This window comes from Ferrimonas sp., assembly GCF_048263965.1.
Lineage (GTDB): Bacteria > Pseudomonadota > Gammaproteobacteria > Enterobacterales > Shewanellaceae > Ferrimonas.
Map to the genome: position 1 here is coordinate 1 of NZ_JBLXDO010000035.1, position 22,581 is coordinate 22,581.

Below are 22,581 nucleotides of genomic sequence, written 5' to 3' on the forward strand. Positions count from 1 at the left end.
AAGAGGTGCATAGAAAAGCCAGTTGTCACTGACAACTGGCTTAGTCAAAAACCGTCAACGTATTTTAGGACGGGTCACGTTTCCCCGCTCACTCCTTTGGAAGGGGGATGGGGCGCAGTGGCTGTTCGGCGTTGGCCATCAGCCAGGTGTAGAGGGTGTAGACGGTGCTGCTCTGGCGCAGGGCGTCCGGATCCACCTTATCCAGGGTGTCGTCCATGGTGTGGTGGAAGTCGAAGTAGTCGGTACCGTCCATGGAGAGGCCCGCTACCGGAACCCCTTCGTCCGGCAGGATGGAGACATCCGGGCCGCCCCAGGTGCGGTTATGGCCCCTCTCAACCCCCAGGGAGGCCAGTTGTCGGGCGACCTCATCCATCATCGGCAGCGCGGCCTCATTGACCCTGGAGTCCAGGCGATAGATGGGGCCTGCGCCGAAGTCCGCCTCGGCGGCGATGTAGATGCGGTCCAGCGTATCCAGGTGAGCCTTCTTATAGGCTTTGGCGCCGACAAGGCCAATCTCCTCGGCGGCAAACAGCACCACCCGGATGGTGCGCTTGGGTTTGAGGTCACGCTCGATGATGTGCTTGGCGGCGGCGGTGACAATGGCGACGCCGGCGCCGTCATCCAGGGCTCCGGTGCCCTCGTCCCAGGAGTCCAGGTGAGCACCGATAAGGACAACATCATTTGGCAGGGTGCTGCCGGTGATCTCGGCCACCACATTGTAGCTGGTCTGCTCGGCTCGGGTTTCGCTGCCCAGGGTCAGGTTGAGGCGAACCGGCTGTTCCCGTTTGAGCAGACGCGCCAGCTGGTCTGCGTCCGGGTTTGACAGGGCGGCGGCGGGGATCTGGGCGATGCCGTCCTGATAGCGCATCATGCCTGTGTGGGCGAAGCGGTGGCTGTCTGTGCCGACGGAGCGCAGCAGCATGGCCACGGCGCCCTTTTTGGCGGCTTCCACGGCGCCTTTGCCCCGGGCCTTGACTACAGGGCCATAGCCGCGGCCATTCTTGTGTCGCTCCATCTTATGGTTGATGAAGACAATCTTTCCCTTCACCGAGCTTGCATCGGCTTGTTTCAGGTCTTCAAGGGTGTCAAAGACCACCACCTGGGCCTCCACGCCTTCGGCGGGCGTGCCTATGGTGTTACCCAGGGCGCTGACCACCAGGGGCTGAGGGAAGGGAGCGGTAATACTGGCCTTGGCCTCTCCCCTGTGCCAGTGGGGGACGGTGACGGGTTCGGCGTAGACCTTGTCGAACCCCATGGTCTCCAGCTTGGCTTTGGCCCAGGCGACGGCACGGCGGTCCGCTTCGGTCCCCGGCAGGCGTGGGCCGACCTCTGTGGTGAGGGATTCCAGCAGGTTCCAGGCCTGGTTGCTGACCGTGGCGTGTTGACGCAGCTGTTGGCCCTGGTCCAGGACCTCCTGAGTAAAGGGGGCGGCCAGTGTGGTGTGGGCGGCCAGCAGGCCGGCGAGCAGTGTCAGGGGCAGACGCATGGGGGTCCTTCTGGTTTGTGATTTTTCCATGGCCGGGCAATGTAGCAGATTCGGATATGGCCAGGCAAAGACCCAAAAGGGCAGGGGGGTGAATTTCAGGCATAAAAAAAACCGGCCTAGGCCGGTTTTTTATCGTCACGAAATCAGAAGCTTACAGGGCTTTGATTTGAGCGTTCAGACGGCTCTTGTGACGGGCAGCCTTATTCTTGTGAATCAGGCCTTTGGTCGCCATGCGATCCAGGATCGGCGCGGCGGCGTTGAAAGCTTCGGTAGCAGCAGCTTTGTCGCCAGAGGCGATAGCAGCTACGGTTTTCTTCAGATAGGTGCGCAACATGGAGCGGCGGCTAGCATTGTGCTGGCGACGCTTCTCAGACTGAATTGCACGCTTCTTAGCAGACTTGATGTTAGCCAAGGTCAAACTCCTAAAAGACGGTGCTGTCGTATTCTCAAAGGCCGAGGAAAATACCGCTTTTATGGGGCAATGTCAATCACGCCGCGCAAATTAGCGACACCAAGTTCGGAGAAACTCCTAACCTTGGCATTCTTCGGGCCAACTAGTTTAAGATGGGGCGCAATTCTAGCAGCATTTTTTGCCGGGCGACAGGGGCAGTGAGGGATATTTCTCACCCTGGCCTCTCTGCGGCGCTCCGGCAGTGAAAAGTAGAGCAATTTCCTTTGAGTAAACAGTTGATGCGCTCCGGGGCCGTGGTGAGTGCCATGACCCTGATCTCCCGTGTTCTGGGATTGGTTAGGGATGTAGTGGTGGCCAACCTGATGGGGGCGGGCGCCGCGGCGGATGTATTTTTCCTGGCCAACAAGATTCCCAACTTCCTTCGGCGGTTATTTGCCGAGGGCGCCTTTGCCCAGGCCTTTGTGCCGGTATTGACCGAATATAAGCAGAAGGGCAGTGAGGAGGACGTTCGTCATCTTATTGCCAAGGTGAGCGGCACCCTGGGCACCCTGGTGACCATTGTCACCCTGGTGGGGGTGGTGGCTTCGCCGGTATTGGCGGCGCTGTTTGGCACCGGCTGGTTTGTGGCCTGGCTCAATGACGAGCCGGCGGGGGCCAAGTTTGAGCTGGCCAGCCTGATGCTGAAGATCACCTTCCCTTACCTGTGGTTCATCACCTTTACTGCGTTGTCCGGGGCGATCCTCAATACCCTGGGGCGTTTTGCCGTTGCCGCCTTTACCCCGGTATTTTTGAATATTGCCATCATTGGCTGTGCCCTTTGGCTGGCCCCTCAACTGGCTCGCCCTGAGTTGGCCCTGGCCTGGGGGGTATTCCTGGGTGGCTTGATTCAGTTCCTGTTCCAGATCCCCTTCCTGCTGAAGGCCAAGGTACTGGTAAAACCCAGCTGGGGCTGGAATGACGATGGGGTTAAGCGGATTCGCACCCTGATGCTGCCGGCGATGTTCGGGGTGTCGGTCAGCCAGATCAACCTGCTGTTTGATACCTTTATTGCCAGCTTCCTGATGACCGGCTCCATCAGTTGGCTCTACTACTCGGACCGTTTGCTGGAGTTTCCCCTTGGGCTGTTTGGCATCGCCATCGCCACGGTGATTCTGCCGGCACTTTCCCGCAAGCATGTGGATGACAACGGGGGAGAGTTTGCCTCCACCATGGACTGGGGAGTGCGCTCGGTGGTGGTGCTGGGGGTGCCCGCCGCGGCAGGGTTGATCGCCCTGGCCCAGCCGATGCTGATGGTGCTCTTTATGCGAGGCCAGTTCTCCGTGGCAGACAGTCAGATGGCATCTTACAGCCTGATGGCCTATGGCAGCGGCCTGATCAGCTTTATGCTGGTGAAGGTGCTGGCGCCGGGCTACTACTCACGACAGGACACTAAAACGCCGGTGCGTTACGGCATCATTGCCATGGTCAGCAACATGGCGTTCAACGTGATGCTGGCGATCCCCTTCGGCTATGTGGGGCTGGCCATGGCCACCGCAGCCTCCGCCACCCTCAATGCCGGCTTGCTCTACTTGGGTCTGCGCCGTCAGGGAGTCTACCGCCTGAGCGGTGAGACCCTGGGTTTTGTGGCCAAGGTGCTCCTGGCTGCCCTGGTGATGGCGGTGACTCTGCTGCAGTTTTCCCCCGGGGAGAGTGAGTGGGTCGCCATGACCTTTATGACGCGTTGCCTGACCCTGGCGGTGCTGATTGGCGCAGGTGGGGCACTCTATTTGGTGATTCTGATGGTGACCGGGATCCGGCCTCGTCATCTGCGTGCAGCCTGAGTGCTGATTCCGGCGCCACTCTGAGGTATAATCCGGCGATTTTCGACAGTAAAAAGCCCTGGCAATACGATGGAGCTGATCCGAGGTATACATAATTTGCGTCCCCGCCACCGGGGATGCGTTCTGACCATAGGGAACTTCGACGGGGTCCACCGGGGCCACGCCGAGGTGATTAACTCCTTGGTCGAAAAGGGCAAAGAGCTGAACTTGCCCACCACGGTGATGCTGTTTGAGCCCCAGCCTCAGGAGCATTTTGCCGGGGATCGCGCACCGGCACGGCTGAACCTGCTGCGGGATAAACTGCGGCGCTTGACGGAGCTTGGGGTGGACCGGGTGCTGTGCATCAGCTTCAACCACAGGTTTGCCGAGCTGACCAGTGAACAGTTTATTGAGCAACTGTTGGTGGATAAGCTGGACGTCCGTTACCTGGTGGTGGGGGACGATTTCTGTTTCGGAAAGGGGCGCAAGGGGAATTTCCAGGCCCTTGAGCAGGCTGGCGAGCAACATGGCTTCCAGGTGGTGCCCACCGACAGCTTTATGGTGGCTCAGCAGCGGGTGAGCTCGACCCTGATACGCCTGGCCCTGGCGCACGGAGATCTGGACCGGGCCCAAGGCATGCTGGGTTATCACTACCAGATTACCGGCCGGGTGGCTCATGGCCGCAAGCTGGGTAGGACTTTGGGCTTTCCCACTGCCAACATCCTGATGAAGCGTCGGGTGGTGCCCGTCAACGGGGTGTTTGCGGTGCGGGTCTATGATGAGCGTGACCGTTGCTATGAGGGGGTGGCCAATGTGGGCCACAGACCGACGGTGTCGGGAACTCGTTGTCAGCTGGAGGTGCACCTGTTCGAGTTCGACGGTGACCTCTATGGAGAACATTTGCGGGTGGCTCTGGTGAGTCACCTGAGAAAGGAGCGGGCCTTCGATTCTCTCGAGGCTCTGCAATCACAGATTATCAAGGATGCTCAGCAGGCCAAGACCCTGCTTGCTGCGTCTTAAACTGCTTTATAACAGGGGCATTAAATACTTGGTGTTACCTGAACTATGGTGAAAGGATCGATGAGCGACTACAAATCAACGCTAAACCTGCCGGAAACTGAGTTCCCCATGCGTGGCAACCTGGCCAAGCGGGAACCTGAGATGCTGAAACGCTGGGACGAGAAAGAGCTGTACAAAGCGATTCGTGCCAGCCGTCAGGGCGCGAAGCCATTCATTCTGCATGATGGCCCTCCGTATGCGAATGGCGACATTCATATTGGTCACTCTGTTAACAAGATCCTGAAAGACATCATTATCAAGTCCAAGACCCTGGCCGGCTTCGATGCCCCCTATGTGCCGGGTTGGGACTGTCACGGTCTGCCTATCGAACTGAAGGTCGAGGGCAAGGTGGGTAAGCCTGGCCAGAAGATCTCTGCCGCCGAGTTCCGTCAGAAGTGCCGCGAGTACGCCCACAAGCAGGTGGAGGGTCAGAAGGCTGACTTCATCCGTCTGGGTGTGCTGGGTGAGTGGGACAAGCCCTACCTGACCATGGATTACGGCACCGAGGCGGAGATCATTCGCTCCCTGGCCAAGATCATCGACAACGGTCACCTGCACAAGGGCGCCAAGCCGGTTCACTGGTGTACCGACTGTGGTTCTGCCCTGGCCGAGGCCGAGGTGGAGTATGAGGACAAGACCTCGCCCTCCATCGATGTGCGTTTCAGCGCCGTTGACGCCAAGCTGGTGGAAGACAAGTTTGACTGTGCCGAAGGCCACACAGGCCAGGGCCCTGTCTCCGTGGTGATCTGGACCACCACCCCCTGGACTCTGCCTGCCAACCGCGCCGTGTGTCTGCACGCCGATCTGCAGTACGCCCTGGTTCAGGTTGAGGGTGACAACCCTGAGCGCCTGATCCTGGCTGCGGATCTGGTTAAGGATGTAATGGATCGTGCCGGCATCGAACACTTCCACAACCTGGGCTACTGCAAGGGCCAGGACCTGGAGATGCAGCAGTTCAACCACCCCTTCTACGAGATGACCGTACCGGCCATCCTGGGCGATCACGTGACCACAGAGTCCGGTACCGGCGTGGTTCACACCGCCCCTGGCCATGGTCAGGAGGATTTCGCGGTTGGTCTGAAGTACAACCTGGAGGTGGCCAACCCTGTGGGCAACAACGGTGTCTACCTGCCTGACACCCCTCTGTTTGCCGGTCAGCACGTATTCAAGGCCAATAATGCCGTGGTGGACGTGCTGAAGGAGAAGGGTGCCCTGCTGCATCACGAGTCCTTCCGCCACTCCTACCCGCACTGCTGGCGTCACAAGACCCCCATCATCTTCCGCGCCACTCCCCAGTGGTTCATCTCCATGGATCAGGCCAAACTGCGTGAGCGCTCCCTGGAGGAGATCAAGGGCGTGCAGTGGATCCCCGACTGGGGCCAGAGCCGCATCGAGGGCATGGTTGCCGGTCGTCCCGACTGGTGTATCTCCCGTCAGCGCACCTGGGGTGTGCCTATCGCCCTGTTCGTCCACAAAGAGACCCAGGCGCTGCACCCCAACTCCGTAGCCCTGATGAACATGGTGGCGGACCGGGTTGCCGATGCCGGCATCCAGGCCTGGTGGGATCTGGACGTTGCCGAGCTGCTGGGTGAGGAAGCGGATCAGTACGACAAGGTGATGGACACCCTGGACGTATGGTTTGATTCCGGCTCCACCCACGCCTCCGTGGTGGATGCCCGTGACGAGTTCGGCGGCGCCGAAGTGGATCTCTACCTGGAAGGTTCCGACCAGCACCGCGGCTGGTTCATGTCCTCCCTGATGACCGGTGTGGCCATCAAGGACAAGGCCCCCTACAAGCAGGTGCTGACCCATGGCTTCACCGTGGATGGCAAGGGCCGCAAGATGTCCAAGTCCATCGGTAACGTCATCAGCCCTCAACAGGTGGTGAACAAGCTGGGTGCCGACATTCTGCGCCTGTGGGTGGCTTCCACCGACTACACCGGTGAGATGACCGTCTCTGACGAGATTCTCAAGCGCAGCGCCGACGCCTACCGTCGTATCCGTAACACCGCCCGCTTCCTGCTGGCCAACATCAACGGTTTCGAGCCCAGCCAGCACATGGTGGCCCCGGCCGAGATGGTGGAGCTGGATCGCTGGATGGTGGCTCGCGCCTATGACCTGCAGAAAGAGCTGATTGAAGCCTACGACAGCTACAACCTGCTGCAGGTAACCCAGAAGCTGATGCACTTCTGCTCCATTGAGCTGGGCAGCTTCTACCTGGATATCATCAAGGATCGCCAATACACCGCCAAGGCGGACAGCCATGCGCGCCGCTCCTGCCAGAGTGCCATGTACCTGATCCTGGAAGCCATGGTTCGCTGGATGGCGCCGGTAATGAGCTTTACCGCCGACGAGATCTGGCAGCTTCTGCCTGGTGAGCGCGACCAGTTTGTCTTTACCCAGAACTGGTACGACGGACTGAGCCGCGAAGAGGGCTCCCTGAGCGATGACCAGTGGCAGCAGCTGCTGGAGGTGCGCAGTGTGGTTCGCAAGGCGCTGGAAGAGGCCAAGTCCGACGGCATCAACAATCCGCTGGACGCCAGTGTGACCCTGTACGCCGACGACAGCCTGACTCCGCTGCTGGCCAGCCTGGGAGACGAGCTGCGCTTCGTGCTGATCACCAGTGATGTTAAGCTGGCGCCATTGGCTGATGCTGGTGAGCTGGCTGAGACCGCCCTGGCCGGCATCAAGGTAGGCGTGACTCTGTCTGAGGCCGCCAAGTGTGAGCGCTGCTGGCACCACCGCGAAGACGTGGGCAGCCACGGCGAGCACCCAACCCTGTGCGGCCGCTGTGTCACCAACGTTGACGGTGATGGAGAGCAGCGTCAGTTTGCCTAACGGAGCGACAATGGCACTACAGTGGAACAATAGCGGCCTGCGATGGATCTGGGTCGCTCTGGTGGCCCTGGTCCTGGACCAGGCGACCAAGCTGGCGGTGATGGACAGCTTTCAGCTCTATGAGAGTGTGGCCCTGATCCCCAGCCTGAATCTGACCTATGTGCACAACACCGGCGCCGCCTTCAGCTTCCTGGCCGATGCCGGGGGCTGGCAGCGCTGGGCCTTTGCCGGGTTTGCCCTGGTGGTGACCACGGTGTTGCTGGTGCTGATGCGCCGCCAGGAGAGCTGCCAGTGGCGGCTGAATCTCTCCTATGCGCTGATCATCGGCGGTGCCATAGGCAATGTTATCGATCGGGTTGCCTATGGCTACGTGGTGGATTTTATCGATTTCTACGTGGGGAGCTGGCACTGGCCAGCGTTCAATATCGCCGACAGCGCCATCTGCGTTGGGGCGGTACTGATGATCCTCGACAGCTTTATGGACGGCCGTAAGGTCAAGGAGGCGTCATGACAGAGCCAGTGATTGGCAACAACAGTCAGGTATTCGTTCACTTCAATGTGGAGTTGCCCGACGGCACTGTCGCCGACAGTACCCGTGCCCACGGAAAGCCCGCCCGGCTGACCCTGGGGGACGGTAGCCTCAGCGGTGCGTTCGAAGCGGCGATTCGCGGCATGAGCAAGGGGGAGACTCGTCGTTTCTCCCTGGATCCTCAGCACGCCTTCGGTGAGCGTAACCCGGACAACATTCATCACATGGATCGCACCCAGTTTGCCGCCGACGCGGATCTGACTGAGGGGACCATCATGGCGTTTTCCACTCCAGACGGTAATCAGGTGCCGGGCATCATCCGAGAGGTGGCCGGGGACTCTGTCACCGTGGATTTCAACCATCCCCTGGCCGGGCAGATGGTGATCTTCGATCTGGAAGTGCTGGACATCATCGTTAAGGACTGAGCATGCAGATTCAACTGGCAAACCCCCGGGGCTTTTGCGCCGGCGTCGACCGGGCCATCAGCATCGTAGAGCGGGCCCTGGAGCTGTTTGAGCCGCCCATCTATGTGCGTCACGAAGTGGTGCATAACCGCTATGTGGTGGACAGCCTGCGCCAGCGGGGAGCGGTGTTTGTGGATGAGTTGCACGAGGTGCCGGACAACAGCATCGTCATCTTCAGTGCCCACGGCGTTTCCCAGGCGGTGCGCCAGGAAGCGGACAACCGTGGCCTCAAGGTGTTTGATGCCACCTGCCCCCTGGTGACCAAGGTGCACATGCAGGTGACCCGCGCCAGCCGCAAGGGTCTGGAGTGTGTGCTCATCGGCCATGCGGGACACCCTGAGGTGGAAGGCACCATGGGCCAGTACGATAACACCGACGGTGGTATCTACCTGGTGGAGTCTCCGGAAGATGTGCTCAAGATGGAGGTCCGGGATCCGGACAACCTGCAGTTTGTTACCCAGACCACCCTGTCGGTGGATGATACCGCAGAGATCATCGAGACTCTGAGGAGCCGCTTCCCCTCCATCGCCGGTCCCCGCAAGGATGACATCTGCTACGCCACCCAGAACCGTCAGGATGCGGTGCGTGAGCTCGCTTCCCGTTGTGACCTGGTGCTGGTGGTGGGGTCCAAGAACTCCTCCAACTCCAATCGCCTGCGCGAGCTGGCGGAGAAGTCCGGCGCCCGCGCCTATCTGGTGGATGGCGCCGAAGATATTGACGCCGCCTGGCTGGAAGGGGCCGCCAATATTGGGGTGACCGCCGGTGCCTCTGCGCCGGAAGTGCTGGTGAAAGGGGTGGTTGCCGAGCTGCAGAATCTGGGTGCCGACTCTGTCGAAGAGGCCCAGGGAAGAGAAGAAAACGTGGTATTCCAAGTGCCTATAGAGCTGAGATAAGCATCTTCTGTTTCGATATAACAGGCGCCACCCACCAGGGTGGCGCTTTTTTTATGCTGGCATAAGCTTAGATTCAACGAAACGCCCCCGAGCCAACAAGGATGTTATGGCTATGTCTACCCAGTCAGGGGTCACCCTGATCGAGGTGTTGGTGGCAGTGGTGGTGCTGGCAGTGGGACTGCTTGGCACCCTGCAACTGCACCTCGTCGCTCAGCGAAGCAGCTTCGAGTCCTTCGAGCATGCCAGGGCATTGACCCTGGCGGAAGCGATGCTGGAGCGGATACGCCTCAACCCCTCTCAGTTGGCTGCCTATCAGGGCAGCTATGGCGACGCCGTGCCCTCTCCTCCTTCGCCTGCCTGTGTCTCTACCAGCAGCGCTATTCCCCCCTGTACCCCGGCTCAAATGCTCAACTGGGACAGCTACCAGTGGGCCCTGGCCCTGCGCGGCGGCACGGAGCTGAAAGCCGGCCAGGCCAGAGGGTTGGCCGAGGTAGTGGGCTGCGTGCGCATTCAGGGCAGCAGGGTCGAGGTGGTGGTCAGCTGGCAGAGCCGCCACAGCACTCAAGACGGGGCCACCGCCGGAGACAGCTGGCGCAAAGGCTGCGGCAGTAGCGGGCCCAGGCGAAGGCAGGCTTACCTGGACAGTAGCAAGGTGGCCCTATGAGACGATATCTGGGGCTGACACTGGTGGAGCTGATGATCGCCATGGCGTTGGGGCTGTTTGTGCTGAGCTCCGTGCTGGGTGTCTTTGTCGCCTCCTCCTCCTCGGTGAGTCGCACCGGCCAGTACAACCAGTTGCAGGAATCGGCGCGGCTGGCCCTGAGGCTGATGAGGGAGGAGATCGCCCAGGCGGGGTTCTGGGGAGAGCTCACCGGAGATTCACTGAATCTGGGCAGTGTTCAGGTGCTGGCGGCGGTAGGCAATGACTGCATCGGTGAGGGGGACAACAATGGGTCCATGCCAGGGCTGCGTGGCCATTTTCGTTTCCTGTGGGCCTATCAGCAAACCGCTTCACCCAGGATGGCCTGCAGTCAGCAGGCTCTTGAGGGCAGTCATGTGTTGCAGATTAAGCGTGCCCTGGGGCCGGCGCAGGATATCGCTGGCCTGGACAGCAACCGTTACTACCTGCTCGCCAATGCCAGTCGCGGAGTCCTGTTTGCCGGTGACACCCTGCCGGTTCCAACCCTGACTCAGGGGCGTTACTGGGAGTTTCAGCACCGGGTGTTCTATGTGGAGCATCGAGATGATGGGATGCCGGTGCTCAAGTGGCGCCAGCTTTACGTTAATGGAGGCATGGTGGAGGAGGAGCTGGTGGAGGGGGTGGAGACCCTGCAGTTGAGGCTGGGGGTGGACTCAACCGGCGATGGGGCTGTGGACAGCTATATCTTGCCTGACCTCCTGAGCCATGAGCAGTGGGAGGGGGCACTCACCCTGGTATCGGTCTCGCTGTTTCTGGTGGTGCGGGCGTCGGAGGCGGACCCTCTGGCCCGGTCCACTCTGGCACTGGCCCTGCCCGGCGGCGCTATGAGTTTTGACGATGGCATTCCCCGGCGGCTGTTCAGCGCCACGGTGATGCTGCGCAACCCGATACTCTCGCAAAGGGGGCAACTATGAGAGGTCATCAAGGTGCCGTGCTGATTGTCTGCACCTTCCTGCTGGTGCTGCTGATGGTGCTCGGGCTGTCACTGGCGGGGGGGAGCCGGGTGACCCTGATGGGATCGGCGGCATCGGCGGCGCGTCAGTTGGCGCTGCAGCAGGCCAGGGGCGCTCAGGAGGGGTTTGTGGAGCGTCAGCGCCTCGCCAGGGAGAACAGCTTGCTGCTCACCAACAGTGGTACTCAGACCCAGGCTGATACCCTGTACTCCGCCGAGCACAGCATCGGATTTATCGCCGAGGCACCCTGCAAGCGAGCGGCGCGGGCGGACGCGGGCAGTAATTTTGTCTGCCGAACCAATCAGGTCCGCTCCCGGGTGAGGTACGGGAAAGGGGAGTTGGGCAGCCTGAGTGTGACCACAGGGATAGAGCAGCAGGTGCTGCTGGTGGGGAACTGATGATGCGAACTCTGTTTGTGGCAATGCTGGTTTGGGGCATGGGAAGCGTCTGGGCAGATGACACCGAGCTCTATGTGTACGGTGGCACCTTGACGTCGGACAGTCGACCCCAGGTGCTGATCATCTTCGACAACTCGGGTTCGATGAAGACCGAGGAGGAGGAAGCTCCGCCTCCCTTTGACCCAGCTCATGACTACACAGGGGGCAATGACCGAGGGCGTTTCTACTACGTGCGCGGCCAGGTGAACGATAACCTGCCGGACCCAAGAAACGGCAGCGAATACCGATACTTTGACCGCGACCTCATTGGGTGTGCGGCGGCTGTGGCGGCCATGGATCCGGGAGACCCAGAGGCCGGATCCCTGATCGACCACAACGGCTTTTTTACCGACTCCATGCTCAACTTCCGCAAGGGGGGCTGGCGGGATCCTGAGTGGCGCTGGCGCCGATTCCCCTCCAGCCTGAGGTGGGCACACGACCGCGGCAGCATCGGCGGATTGGGTTTCGACTGCCTTCAGGATATTCACGACCTCAGCCTGAACAATGCGACGGGGCACACCAGTGCCAGTTTGCAGATGAGCGGCTTTCCTCAGGATCTGCAGCAGCACTCGCCCTACGACGGCAGCCATGCCGGCCTGGGCAGTGCACAACTTGAGGCTGCGGCCCAGGCGTCGCTGACGCAGACCGGATTTGCCAATGCCGAGAGCGTCACCCTCTACACCGAGAACTACCTCTATTACCTGCACACTGCGGACAGGGTACGTCGCAGTCGCCTGGCGATTGCCAAGGAGGTGGTGACCTCCATGGTGGAGAGTACCCCGGGTGTGGACTTCGGACTGGCGGTGTTCAACGTCAACAGTGGTGATGATCGTTATCAGAGCGGCGGTCATGGGGGGCGGTTGCTCAGTGGCATCCAGGAGATGTCGACCATCAATAAGGCCAACCTTATCAGCACGGTGGAGGGGCTGACCGCCAGTACCTGGACGCCCCTGTGTGAGACCCTGTTCGAGGCGTACCGCTACTTCAGTGGCGGTGCCCTGATGTTTGGCAGCAGTACGGCGGAGTATGGCCAGCCTTTCGCGTCCGGAGGCAGCTACATCAGCCCCTTTGCCAGCTGCCAGCCTCAGGCCTATGTGGTGCTGATTACCGACGGCTCGCCCACCAAGGATGAAGCACTCAATAGCCGTATCCGCAGTGAGTTGGGGGTCAGTGGTTCTCAGGCCTACTCGGTGTACGATCCCTACCGCACCCTGGGCAGTGGCGACTGGGCCGACAGCTACCTGCCGGCCCTCGCCGAGTATCTGCATACCCAGGACCTGAACGCCTCGGTCAGTGGTCGGCAGAGTGTGGTCACCTACACCATAGGCTTCTCCCAGGATGCCATCGACAATGCCGGTGCCCTGTTGGCGGAAACCGCCGGGCGGGGTGGCGGCCAGTATTTCCCTGCCGCCAGTGCCCAAGCCCTGCAAAACGCCCTGCAGAGGGTGTTTTCCGAGATATTGGCGGTGGACGCCAGCTTTACCTCACCCTCCATCGCGGCCAACAGCTTTGACCGAACCCAGACTCTGGACTCTGTGTATTACTCCATGTTCCTGCCCTCGGATCGACCAAGGTGGTCCGGAAACCTGAAGAAGCTGAAGATCCTGGCTTCCGGCAAGGTGGTCGATGCCAGGGGGGCATCCGGCATCGACAGCTCGGGCAATATCGCGGAGACCGCGTGCAGCTTCTGGACCCAGGCAGCCACCTGCACACTGGCTTCCAGTGGCGGAGATGGCAACTCGGTGGAGGAGGGAGGCGCCGCGGAAAGCCTGGTGGCTCAGACTATGCGAAGGGTCCTGGTGGAGCCCGCGTCCGGCAGTGGAGCCCTGGTGCCCCTGAGCCAGTCGGCACTGGAAGCCCGGGCCGGAGGGAGTGCGGCCCTGCTGGCGCAGCTGGGTGTCGGGGCCGATGAGTTGACGGATACCCTGGCTTGGATCTCAGGTCAGGATGTGGATGACGAGGATGGTGATGGGGTGACCGCCGAAACCCGAACGGACCTGATGGGCGACCCGCTGCACTCCAAGCCTTTGGCCATACATTATGGGCAGGATAAGGGAGTGCGCATCGTCATGGGCACCAATGGCGGTGTGTTGCATATGTTCAGGGATGGGGGTGACACCATTTCCGAAAGCTGGAGCTTCCGCCCCCACCGATTCCTGGGGGAGCAATCCACCTTAAGGAGCAACCCCAGGACCGGAGGGCATAGCGTCTACGGCGTGGATGGTTCACCTGTGGCCTTTGTGGATGACAGCAATGGGGATGGAGAGATCGATGCCGCCGGTGGCGAGCGGGTCTGGGTGTTCTTTGGCCTGCGCCGGGGCGGGCGGGCCTACTATGCCCTGGATCTGAGCAACCCGGATGAGCCGTCGCTGATGTGGACTCGCACTGCCGCCGACAGCGGGATGTCCCTGTTGGGGCAAAGCTGGTCAGAGCCTGTGATAACACGGATCCCGGATCATCCTCTTGGCAACACCTCTGCAGCCGCTGCCAGGCCGGTGCTGATCATCGGCGGAGGGTACGACACCAACAAGGACCTGGAGTCTGTTGGTTCTCCCGACAACCTGGGCAGGGTGGTGTTTGTGCTGGATGCGCAGAGCGGTGAGCTGGTGCACCGCTTTTCGGCAGAGGGCGGCGAAACCGCTCACACCCAGGTGGGGTTCTCGGACAGCATTCCGGGACGGGTGGCGATACTGGATGGTAACGGAGATGGTCTGACTGACCGCCTGTATGCGGCGGACACAGGTGGCAACATCTGGCGGATGGACCTTCCTGGGGTGCGTAGCAGTCGTCCCTGGACCGGGTTCAAGTTTGCCCAGCTTGGGGGAGCGACTCAGGCCGATGATCGCCGCTTTCATCATGAGGTGGCGGTAGCCCAGACCAAGATCCTGCTGAAAGAGTCGCTGACCGATACCCTAGAGGGGCAGAGTGTCACCCGGGTAGTGACCACAGAGCGGCCCTATGATGCGGTGGTGATTGGCAGCGGCAATCGTGCCCATCCTAACGCTGTTGGAACCCAGGATGGGCTGTTCGTGTTGAGGGACCTGAACCTCTACCCCCAGAGTTTTGATGGCAGGGCCGAGCCGGGACACAGTGAGGTGCCTGAGGCCATCACCTGGAGTCAGCTGTTTGATGTCAGTGCCGATCCCATAGGACAGGCCGATGGCGCCGAAGAGCGTCTGGCCCAGGAGCTGCTGGCGGGCAGTAAACAGGGTTGGCGAGTGAGCCTGGGCCAGAACGAGAAAGCCCTGGCGGCGGCGACCATTCTCAATGGCAATGCCTATTTCACCACCTTCGTGCCCGGGAATCAGAACCAGGCTGACAGTTGCCTCTCTGCGGGGCAGGGGCGGCTCTATGTGCTGGATCTGCATCTTGGTCTGAATCGCTACCGCCACAGATACCTGAGTCTGGGGGCGCGTCTGCCGGATACGCCCCAGGTTGTGGTGCCGCCTCCGGCGGATGGCACTGACCCGAACTGGAACCCCAAGGTATTTCTGGTGGGTGTAGGGCAGGGGTTTAGCCTGGATGAGGAGGGGGTCAGTCTCAGCGACAGTGGCAGCGGCGATCCGGACAAGGTGCTGGCGCCTAGGTACCTCTATTACTACCAGGGAGGAGAGTGATGAAGAACCTGCTGGGTATCAGTCTGATTGAGCTGATGTTGGTGGTGGCCATCCTGGGTTTGCTGCTGACTCTGGCCCTGCCCTCCTACCAGGGGCAACTGGCAACGGGCTATCGCGGTGAGGCGGTTGCGGCCCTGATGAAGTTGGCGAATCTGCAGGAGCGTTACTATCTCCACCATCAGACCTATACCGATGATATGACCAAGTTGGGGATGAGCGCCGACCCCTGGGTGGTGGACAGCGGTCGTTACGCCCTGGACGCTCAGTCGGCGGGAAGCGACAGTTTTGTGCTCAAGGCTACGGCTCAAGGAGCCCAGGCCTCAGTGGATCCCGGCTGCGCCGCCATCACCCTGAGTGATGTTGGGGGGCGAACCCCTCTGGAGTGTTGGCAATGAAGCTGTGGTGGATGCTATTGCCGCTGATGGCCAGCCAGCCAGTGCGAGTGGAGTACAAGTGCTGGCTGGAGGACAGCCTGGGCCGGGAGAGAATCGTGTTTTTTCTCTGGTATCCAAACCGCGCTCGCCAGGAGCAGCTGCAACTGCCCGGACGAGCCCTGGTGGAGGAGCCGGCAGAGGTTAATCGGGTGATGGAGTGTCAGCTGGGCCGCGAGCGGTTTCGCTCTCCCAGAGCCCGGGCTCTGGAGCAACTGACGCCCAGGTGATCACTGACAGCCGGTGCTGCCGTCGTGTTCTTCAAGCTTCACCCGGCCGGTGCGGCTGATCACCACTTTCATCGGATGGCTGACCAGCAGCTGGTTGCTGCAGTAGTAAAAACTGCCGTTTTGGCCGGTAAACCCCTCTGGATCGAATCGGATCGCATTGACTGTGGCGCTGTACTTCAGGTAATCCGCAGAGTGGATCCCGTTGCGGCTGACGACGACGAGGTCGTCGCTGCCCAGTCTTTGCAGTGGGAGGCCGTCAACGAAGATCTGATATCCCTGGCCCCACTGACCATTGCACTGGTTGCTGGGGGAGAGGGGACAGAGGGTGACCATTGCCTGATAGCTCAGGGCCAGGTGGCGGGCCTGAGTCAGGTCATGGTAGAGGGCGTGGATTTTTGCTTCGGCTCTGCTCTCCGCATATAGAGAGCGCATGGAGGGGGCGCCCCACAGCAACAGGATGGCTGCAACCGCCAATGCGATCATAAGTTCAACCAGGGTCAACCCCTGCTCGTAGCGTCCCGGCAACATTTCAGGCTTCCCTATCCCGATTTGAATCGCTTACACTCTTTATCAGTTTAGCTGGCTCCAGGCTGGCATGGTTGTGCAATGGCGCGGGTAGCGCAGAAGGGTGAGGGCAGATGAAAAAGATTGAAGCGATCATCAAGCCGTTTAAGCTGGATGATGTTCGGGAGGCACTGGGCGAGATTGGTGTGAATGGCATGACGGTTCAGGAAGTGAAAGGCTTCGGTCGTCAGAAAGGACACACCGAGCTGTATCGTGGAGCCGAGTATATGGTGGACTTTCTGCCCAAGGTGAAGATTGATCTGGTGATTGCCGATGAACTGGTTGACCAGGCCATTGAAGCGATCGTCGACATTGCCCGCACCGGGAAGATTGGCGACGGCAAGATTTTTGTGACTGACGTCGAGCGGGTGATTCGTATCCGCACCGGTGAAGAGAACGAAGACGCGATCTGAGTCAGTGGCTCACAAAAAAAGGCGCCTGATGGCGCCTTTTTTGATTCTGTAGTTGTCAGTCAGCCAGGCTGTTTTTCGGGTAGGTTGCTTTAAGAACAGTCAAAGCGTTCTGCTTCAGCTTCTCCTGACCCAGCTCTTCGTAGCTCTGAACCATCACCTCCAGGGCCCCTTCCACAGCTGGGGTACCGGCGTAGGTTTCCAGGATCTGCTGGGCGCGGTTGGCGGCGGCAATCCAGGCCTCAATCTTGATGTAGTACTCGGCCACTCGCAGAGAGTACTCTGCCAGGCGATTCTTGATGGCGATCATCCGTTGGCGGCCATCGGCGGCGTAGCGGCTGTCCGGGAAGGTCTTTACCAGCTTCTCAAAATCTTTGAACGCTTCCTTGGCGTTTTCCGGGTCACGGTCGGTGCGATCCATGTCCAGCAGTTCGTGAAACAGGTAGCTGTCCGCTTGCATGTTCACCAGGCCACGCATGTAGTAGACGTAGTCGATGTCCTTGTGGGTGGGGTTGAGGCGGATAAAGCGGTCGATGTTCGCCAGGGCACTGGCGGTATCAGCCATCTTGTAATAGGCGTAGATCAGGTCCAGCTGCACCTGAGTTTTGTAGGTGCCGAAGGGATATCTGGAGTCCAGGGCTTCAAGAACCTTGGTGGCCTTGGTAAAGTTGCCGGCTTCCATGGCCTGGCGGGCATCGCCATACAGAGCTTCCGGGGAGCGGTCTTCGACGACGTAGGCATCAGGGCCCTCTTTGGTTGAGGAGCAACCGGCCATCATCAGGGTGCCGGCCAAGGCGAGAAGCAAAGGGCCTGCTAGTTTACGCATTGTTTGAACCAATTCCTTATCATTATCGTGAAGTTCTGCTGCAAAAAGAGATAAAATTGCGGCTGGAGCGATTCTATCAGAACTGCGAGTGATTTCGAGCTTTTACAGCTGCATCGAGAGTATATGACCCAACACGTTGAATTAAATGGCGTAATTGATAATACGCACCTAGGTATGCGGTTAGACCAGGCTCTGGCCGATCTGTTCCCCGACTATTCGCGCAGCCGAATCAAGGAGTGGATCCTGGCCGGTCAGGTGACTCTGGACGGAGAAACCGTCACCAAACCCAGGGAGAAGGTGTTGGTGGATCAGCAGGTGGCGATTCAGGCCACTCTTGAGGAGGAGGTCACCTCCAAGCCTCAGGATATTGAGCTGGATATCGTTTACGAGGACGATCATATCCTGGTGATCAACAAGCCAGCGGACCTGGTGGTGCACCCGGGGGCGGGCAACGCCGACGGCACCATTTTGAATGCCCTGCTGTACCACTGCCCTGAGATCGCCAATGTGCCACGGGCCGGCATTGTGCATCGGCTTGATAAAGACACCACGGGTTTGATGGTGGTGGCCAAGACGGTGCCTGCCCAGACCCATCTGGTGGCGCAACTGCAGGCCCGGGAGATCACCCGGGAATATGAAGCGATTGCCCATGGCACCCTGACCGCCGGCGGCAGTGTGGATGCCAACATCGGCCGCCACCCACAAAAGCGCACCCACATGGCGGTAACCGAGATCGGCAAGCCTGCGGTGACCCATTACCGCATCGCTGAGAAGTTCCGTGCCCATACCAGGCTGCGCCTGCGCCTGGAGACAGGCCGTACTCACCAGATTCGTGTGCACATGGCCCACATCAAGCACCCCCTGGTGGGCGACCCTCTCTATCAGGGGCGTCCTCGTCCCACCAAGGGGGCCAGTGAGGAGCTGCAGACCGTGCTCAAGGGCTTCCGTCGCCAGGCGCTGCATGCGGTCAAGCTGGAGCTGGCACACCCTGTGACCAGTGAATGGATGCAGTGGCATGCACCGGTCCCCGAGGATATGGTCAGGCTGACCGAAGCCCTGCGTCAGGATACCGCCGAGCGAGGCATGGAATACTGATGTGGTTTACCCCGGATTGGAACTTGCCTGAGGGCGTCGCTGCGGCCAGCACCGACAGGTTGGGCGGCCAATCCCGGCCGCCCTTTGACGGTTTTAATCTGGGGACCCATGTTGGAGATGATCCCCTTGCGGTTCGCTTAAACAGGGAGACGCTAAGCCTCGGGCTGCAGCTGTCCAATGAACCCGCCTGGCTGGAGCAGGTGCACGGCACCCGGGTGGTGACCCTGCCTTGCCGCGAGCCGGTACCCCGGGCTGATGCCTCCTACGCCAACACTCCAGGACAGGTGTGTACTGTCATGACCGCGGATTGCCTGCCTGTGTTGCTGTGCCATCGGGATGGCACTCAGGTGGCGGCGGCTCATGCCGGTTGGCGGGGGCTGTGTGATGGGGTGTTGGAGCAGACGGTGGACCGCTTCTCTGGAGAGGCATCGGACCTGCTGGCCTGGATAGGGCCGGCGATCTCGGCTGAGGCGTTCGAAGTAGGGCCCGAGGTCAGGGAGCAGTTTGTCGCCCAGGACTCAAGAGCGGCCTCCGCATTTGTTGTCCATGGAGAAAAATACCTGGCCAACCTGCCGCAACTGGCTTTTCAGCGCCTGTCTGCCCTGGGGCTGAACCAGATCACTCAGAGTGAACTCTGCACCTTCTCCGACCCCAAGAACTTCTTCTCCTACCGCCGTGATGGCCGTTGTGGCCGCATGGCGTCTCTTATCTGGATCCGTTAAGCGGACTTGAAATCCCTGTTAAGCATACCCATCTATTCTCTGTGTTAGATGAATTGTGGGAGTTTTGGGTATGCGACTCGACCGACTGACCAACAAGTTCCAACTGGCTATTTCCGATGCCCAGTCCCTGGCTTTGGGACGGGATCACCAGTACATAGAGCCTGAGCACCTTATGCTGGCCCTCCTCAACCAGGATGGGGGGACGGTTCGCCCTGTGCTTGCCGGATCGGGGATCGATGTCAATGCCCTCAGATCCAAATTGACCGAAGCACTGGACCGGCTGCCCAAGGTGACCGGTACCGGTGGCGAGGTGCAGCTCTCCAGGCACATGGTGGCGGTGTTCAACCTGTGCGACAAGCTGGCGCAGAAGCGTAAGGACCAGTACATCTCCAGCGAGCTGTTCCTGCTGGCGGTTATCGAGCGCGGGGACGCCCTGGGTGAGACTCTGAAACAGATGGGGGCGGACAAGTCCCGTCTCGAGGCCAGCATCGACAAACTGCGGGCCGGCCAAACTGTGGAGGATCAGAATGCCGAAGATCAGCGTCAGGCTCTGTCCAAGTACACCATAGATCTCACCGAGCGTGCCGAAGCGGGCAAGCTGGACCCGGTAATCGGCCGGGACGATGAGATTCGTCGTACCATTCAGGTACTGCAGCGCCGCACCAAGAACAACCCTGTACTGATTGGTGAACCCGGTGTGGGTAAGACCGCCATCGTCGAGGGGCTGGCGCAGCGGATCATCAATGGTGAGGTACCCGAAGGGCTCAAGGGTAAGAAGGTGCTGTCCCTGGATATGGGCGCCCTGCTGGCCGGGGCCAAGTACCGTGGTGAATTCGAGGAGCGCCTCAAGGCGGTGCTCAATGAGCTGTCTCAGCTCGAGGGCCAGATCATCCTGTTCATCGATGAGCTGCACACCATGGTGGGGGCCGGCAAGGCGGAAGGGGCCATGGATGCCGGTAACATGCTGAAACCCGCGCTGGCCCGGGGTGAACTCCACTGTGTCGGTGCGACCACCCTGGATGAGTATCGCCAGTATATCGAGAAGGATGCGGCCCTAGAGCGCCGTTTCCAGAAGGTGCTGATTGAAGAGCCCAGCGTCGAGGACACCATCGCTATCCTGCGGGGACTGAAGGAGCGCTATGAGCTTCACCACAGTGTGGAGATCACCGATCCGGCCATCGTGGCGGCGGCCACCCTGTCCCACCGCTATGTGTCAGATCGTCAGCTGCCGGATAAGGCCATCGACCTTATCGATGAGGCGGCGTCCTCCATCCGCCTGCAGATCGATTCCAAGCCGGAACCCCTGGACAGGCTGGAGCGCAAGATCATCCAGCTGAAGCTGGAGGAGGAGGCACTCAATAAGGAGGAGGATGAGGCCAGTCGCAAGAGGCTGCAGATTCTTACCGATCAGCTCCACGGGCTGGAGCGGGAGTACACCGAGCTTGAAGAGGTCTGGAAGACCGAAAAGGCGGCCCTGGCGGGAACCCAGCACATTAAGTCTGCCCTGGAGCGTGCCCGTCAGGATCTGGAGGTGGCCAAGCGGGCCAGCGACCTGAGCCGGATGTCTGAGTTGCAGTATGGTCGTATCCCGGAACTGGAGAAGCAGCTGGATCTGGCTGCCCAGGCGGAGATGCAGGACATGAACCTGTTGCGCAACAAGGTGACAGACAACGAGATTGCCGATGTTCTCTCCAAGGCGACGGGGATTCCTGTGGCCAAGATGCTGGAAGGGGAGCGAGAGAAACTGCTGCGTATGGAGTCGATGTTGCATAAGCGGGTCATCGGTCAGGAGGAAGCGGTATTGGCGGTGTCCAATGCGATTCGCCGCAGCCGGGCTGGGCTTGGAGACCCTAAACGTCCTATCGGTTCCTTCCTGTTCCTGGGACCTACAGGTGTGGGTAAGACCGAGCTGTGTAAGTCTCTCGCTCAGTTCCTGTTCGACACGGACGAAGCGATGGTTCGCATCGATATGTCGGAGTTCATGGAGAAGCACTCGGTGGCACGGCTGGTGGGAGCGCCTCCCGGTTACGTGGGCTATGAGGAGGGGGGCTACCTGACAGAGGCGGTCCGGCGTAAGCCCTATTCGGTCATTCTGCTGGATGAGGTGGAGAAGGCGCATCCCGATGTCTTCAACATCCTGCTGCAGGTGCTGGATGATGGCCGACTGACCGACGGTCAGGGCAGAACCGTGGATTTCCGTAATACTGTGGTGATCATGACCTCCAACCTGGGCTCGGATCTGATTCAGCAACAGGCTGGTGAAGAGTATGAGCAGATGAAGTCCTCGGTGATGGGCGTGCTGAGCCAGGCGTTCAGGCCTGAGTTCCTCAACCGCATCGATGAAACCGTGGTGTTCCATCCTTTGGCGCAGCAGCACATCAAGGCCATTGCCCGGATTCAACTGGAGCTGCTCAAGAAGCGTCTGACGGAGAGAGATTATCAGCTGGAGGTGAGCGAAGAGGCCTTGTCACTGATCGCCGAGGCTGGATTCGATCCGGTATTCGGTGCACGCCCTCTGAAGCGCGCCATTCAGAGTCGCCTGGAAAATCCCCTGGCTCAGGAGATTCTCAGTGGCCGGCTGCTGCCTGGTAAGGAGATCACCATAGAGAAAGGCGAACAGGGCTTTAGCTTTATTCAGTAAGCTTCAAGAGACCAGAGGGGCTCCACAAGTGGGCCCCTCTCTTTTTTAAGGCTACCCAGAACCAACAGTTATAGATTTTCAGCTGCCAGTCAGAATCTATGGTCTACACTTAAAAGTCTGCAGCAACACCTCACTGGCCTCGCCGCTGTAAGGAACCTCCTTGGCGACGAAGATGGCGCGAGGCACCGCTCTGACCAAGCCCTTTATGCCGATCCTAAGGATCTTGGCATCAAATGCTTGACTGCTCAGCGGTTTGCAGTATGATGATCGTCCGCTTCGACAAGTGGCCTGTGAAAACTCCACGGAGTGACCTCAGGACAAACTTTTTTATCGGTAAAGAGAAAAAAGTACTTGACGAAAGCAGGGAGTCGCGTAGAATGCGCCTCCTGTCTCGATGAGAGACACGCTCTTTAACAATTAGTCAGACAATCTGTGTGGGCACTCGCGCAGGATTGATATCTCATATATCAATGTT

20 protein-coding genes are annotated in these 22,581 nt (G+C 60.0%); 16 read left to right on the plus strand and 4 right to left on the minus strand.

Annotation, left to right across the window (positions count from 1 at the left end; genetic code table 11):
- Window positions 1-88 precede the first annotated feature (88 nt).
- Window positions 89-1,486 carry a M20/M25/M40 family metallo-hydrolase gene (locus tag ACN0RV_RS19035; RefSeq protein ID WP_417350117.1) on the minus strand — a complete coding sequence of 466 codons (1,398 nt, stop codon included), beginning with the start codon at window positions 1,484-1,486 and terminating at the stop codon, window positions 89-91.
- Between the two features lie 151 nt (window positions 1,487-1,637).
- Window positions 1,638-1,898 carry a 30S ribosomal protein S20 gene (gene rpsT / locus ACN0RV_RS19040; RefSeq protein ID WP_028110401.1) on the minus strand — a complete coding sequence of 87 codons (261 nt, stop codon included), beginning with the start codon at window positions 1,896-1,898 and terminating at the stop codon, window positions 1,638-1,640.
- Between the two features lie 263 nt (window positions 1,899-2,161).
- On the opposite strand from rpsT, the gene murJ reads away from it, so the two are divergent.
- The 12 genes from murJ (at window position 2,162) to ACN0RV_RS19100 (ending at window position 15,848) form a co-directional block, all read left to right on the plus strand.
- A complete protein-coding gene (murJ, locus tag ACN0RV_RS19045; RefSeq protein WP_417350118.1) occupies window positions 2,162-3,718 on the plus strand; it encodes a murein biosynthesis integral membrane protein MurJ in 1,557 nt (518 codons plus the stop codon).
- Window positions 3,719-3,787: 69 nt separating this feature from the next.
- The gene (gene ribF, locus ACN0RV_RS19050) at window positions 3,788-4,717 is read left to right on the plus strand and encodes a bifunctional riboflavin kinase/FAD synthetase (protein ID WP_417350119.1); all 930 of its coding nucleotides are present in this window, start codon (window positions 3,788-3,790) and stop codon (window positions 4,715-4,717) included.
- 60 nt (window positions 4,718-4,777) lie between these two features.
- Window positions 4,778-7,594 (plus strand): isoleucine--tRNA ligase, encoded by a 2,817-nt coding sequence (ileS, locus tag ACN0RV_RS19055; protein WP_417350120.1) that lies wholly within the window; start codon window positions 4,778-4,780, stop codon window positions 7,592-7,594.
- 10 nt (window positions 7,595-7,604) lie between these two features.
- Window positions 7,605-8,105, plus strand: coding sequence for a signal peptidase II (gene lspA, locus ACN0RV_RS19060; protein ID WP_417350121.1), 501 nt, complete (start codon window positions 7,605-7,607; stop codon window positions 8,103-8,105).
- A complete protein-coding gene (fkpB, locus tag ACN0RV_RS19065; protein ID WP_286341526.1) occupies window positions 8,102-8,548 on the plus strand; it encodes an FKBP-type peptidyl-prolyl cis-trans isomerase in 447 nt (148 codons plus the stop codon). Before lspA ends, fkpB begins: the two co-directional genes overlap by 4 nt.
- A gap of 2 nt (window positions 8,549-8,550) precedes the next feature.
- Entirely contained in the window at window positions 8,551-9,480 is a 930-nt protein-coding gene (ispH, locus tag ACN0RV_RS19070) for a 4-hydroxy-3-methylbut-2-enyl diphosphate reductase (RefSeq protein WP_417350122.1), read from the plus strand.
- Window positions 9,481-9,592: 112 nt separating this feature from the next.
- The gene (gene pilV / locus ACN0RV_RS19075; RefSeq protein ID WP_417350123.1) at window positions 9,593-10,144 is read left to right on the plus strand and encodes a type IV pilus modification protein PilV; all 552 of its coding nucleotides are present in this window, start codon (window positions 9,593-9,595) and stop codon (window positions 10,142-10,144) included.
- The gene (locus ACN0RV_RS19080; protein ID WP_417350124.1) at window positions 10,141-11,094 is read left to right on the plus strand and encodes a PilW family protein; all 954 of its coding nucleotides are present in this window, start codon (window positions 10,141-10,143) and stop codon (window positions 11,092-11,094) included. The genes pilV and ACN0RV_RS19080 overlap by 4 nt, the downstream gene beginning before the upstream one ends.
- Entirely contained in the window at window positions 11,091-11,531 is a 441-nt protein-coding gene (locus ACN0RV_RS19085; RefSeq protein WP_417350125.1) for a hypothetical protein, read from the plus strand. Before ACN0RV_RS19080 ends, ACN0RV_RS19085 begins: the two co-directional genes overlap by 4 nt.
- A 2-nt stretch (window positions 11,532-11,533) precedes the next feature.
- Window positions 11,534-15,187: a pilus assembly protein gene (locus ACN0RV_RS19090; protein WP_417350126.1), complete on the plus strand. Its 3,654-nt coding sequence runs from the start codon at window positions 11,534-11,536 to the stop codon at window positions 15,185-15,187.
- The gene (locus tag ACN0RV_RS19095) at window positions 15,187-15,582 is read left to right on the plus strand and encodes a type IV pilin protein (protein WP_417350127.1); all 396 of its coding nucleotides are present in this window, start codon (window positions 15,187-15,189) and stop codon (window positions 15,580-15,582) included. Before ACN0RV_RS19090 ends, ACN0RV_RS19095 begins: the two co-directional genes overlap by 1 nt.
- Window positions 15,579-15,848, plus strand: a complete 270-nt coding sequence (locus ACN0RV_RS19100) for a TapY2 family type IVa secretion system protein (protein WP_417350128.1) — start codon at window positions 15,579-15,581, stop codon at window positions 15,846-15,848. The genes ACN0RV_RS19095 and ACN0RV_RS19100 overlap by 4 nt, the downstream gene beginning before the upstream one ends.
- Here ACN0RV_RS19100 and ACN0RV_RS19105 read toward each other — a convergent pair whose 3' ends face one another.
- A complete protein-coding gene (locus ACN0RV_RS19105) occupies window positions 15,849-16,376 on the minus strand; it encodes a GspH/FimT family pseudopilin (RefSeq protein ID WP_417350129.1) in 528 nt (175 codons plus the stop codon). It abuts the gene before it with no gap.
- A 110-nt stretch (window positions 16,377-16,486) separates the two neighbouring features.
- On the opposite strand from ACN0RV_RS19105, the gene ACN0RV_RS19110 reads away from it, so the two are divergent.
- Window positions 16,487-16,825: a P-II family nitrogen regulator gene (locus ACN0RV_RS19110; RefSeq protein ID WP_028110389.1), complete on the plus strand. Its 339-nt coding sequence runs from the start codon at window positions 16,487-16,489 to the stop codon at window positions 16,823-16,825.
- Window positions 16,826-16,880: 55 nt separating this feature from the next.
- Here ACN0RV_RS19110 and ACN0RV_RS19115 read toward each other — a convergent pair whose 3' ends face one another.
- Window positions 16,881-17,648 (minus strand): outer membrane protein assembly factor BamD, encoded by a 768-nt coding sequence (locus tag ACN0RV_RS19115; protein ID WP_417350130.1) that lies wholly within the window; start codon window positions 17,646-17,648, stop codon window positions 16,881-16,883.
- A 123-nt stretch (window positions 17,649-17,771) separates the two neighbouring features.
- Here ACN0RV_RS19115 and rluD point away from each other — a divergent pair, with 123 nt between their 5' ends.
- The 3 genes from rluD (at window position 17,772) to clpB (ending at window position 22,106) form a co-directional block, all read left to right on the plus strand.
- Window positions 17,772-18,743, plus strand: coding sequence for a 23S rRNA pseudouridine(1911/1915/1917) synthase RluD (rluD, locus tag ACN0RV_RS19120; protein ID WP_417350131.1), 972 nt, complete (start codon window positions 17,772-17,774; stop codon window positions 18,741-18,743).
- Entirely contained in the window at window positions 18,743-19,465 is a 723-nt protein-coding gene (gene pgeF / locus ACN0RV_RS19125; RefSeq protein ID WP_417350132.1) for a peptidoglycan editing factor PgeF, read from the plus strand. Before rluD ends, pgeF begins: the two co-directional genes overlap by 1 nt.
- Before the next feature lie 70 nt (window positions 19,466-19,535).
- Window positions 19,536-22,106 (plus strand): ATP-dependent chaperone ClpB, encoded by a 2,571-nt coding sequence (gene clpB, locus ACN0RV_RS19130; RefSeq protein ID WP_417350133.1) that lies wholly within the window; start codon window positions 19,536-19,538, stop codon window positions 22,104-22,106.
- Window positions 22,107-22,581: the final 475 nt, after the last annotated feature.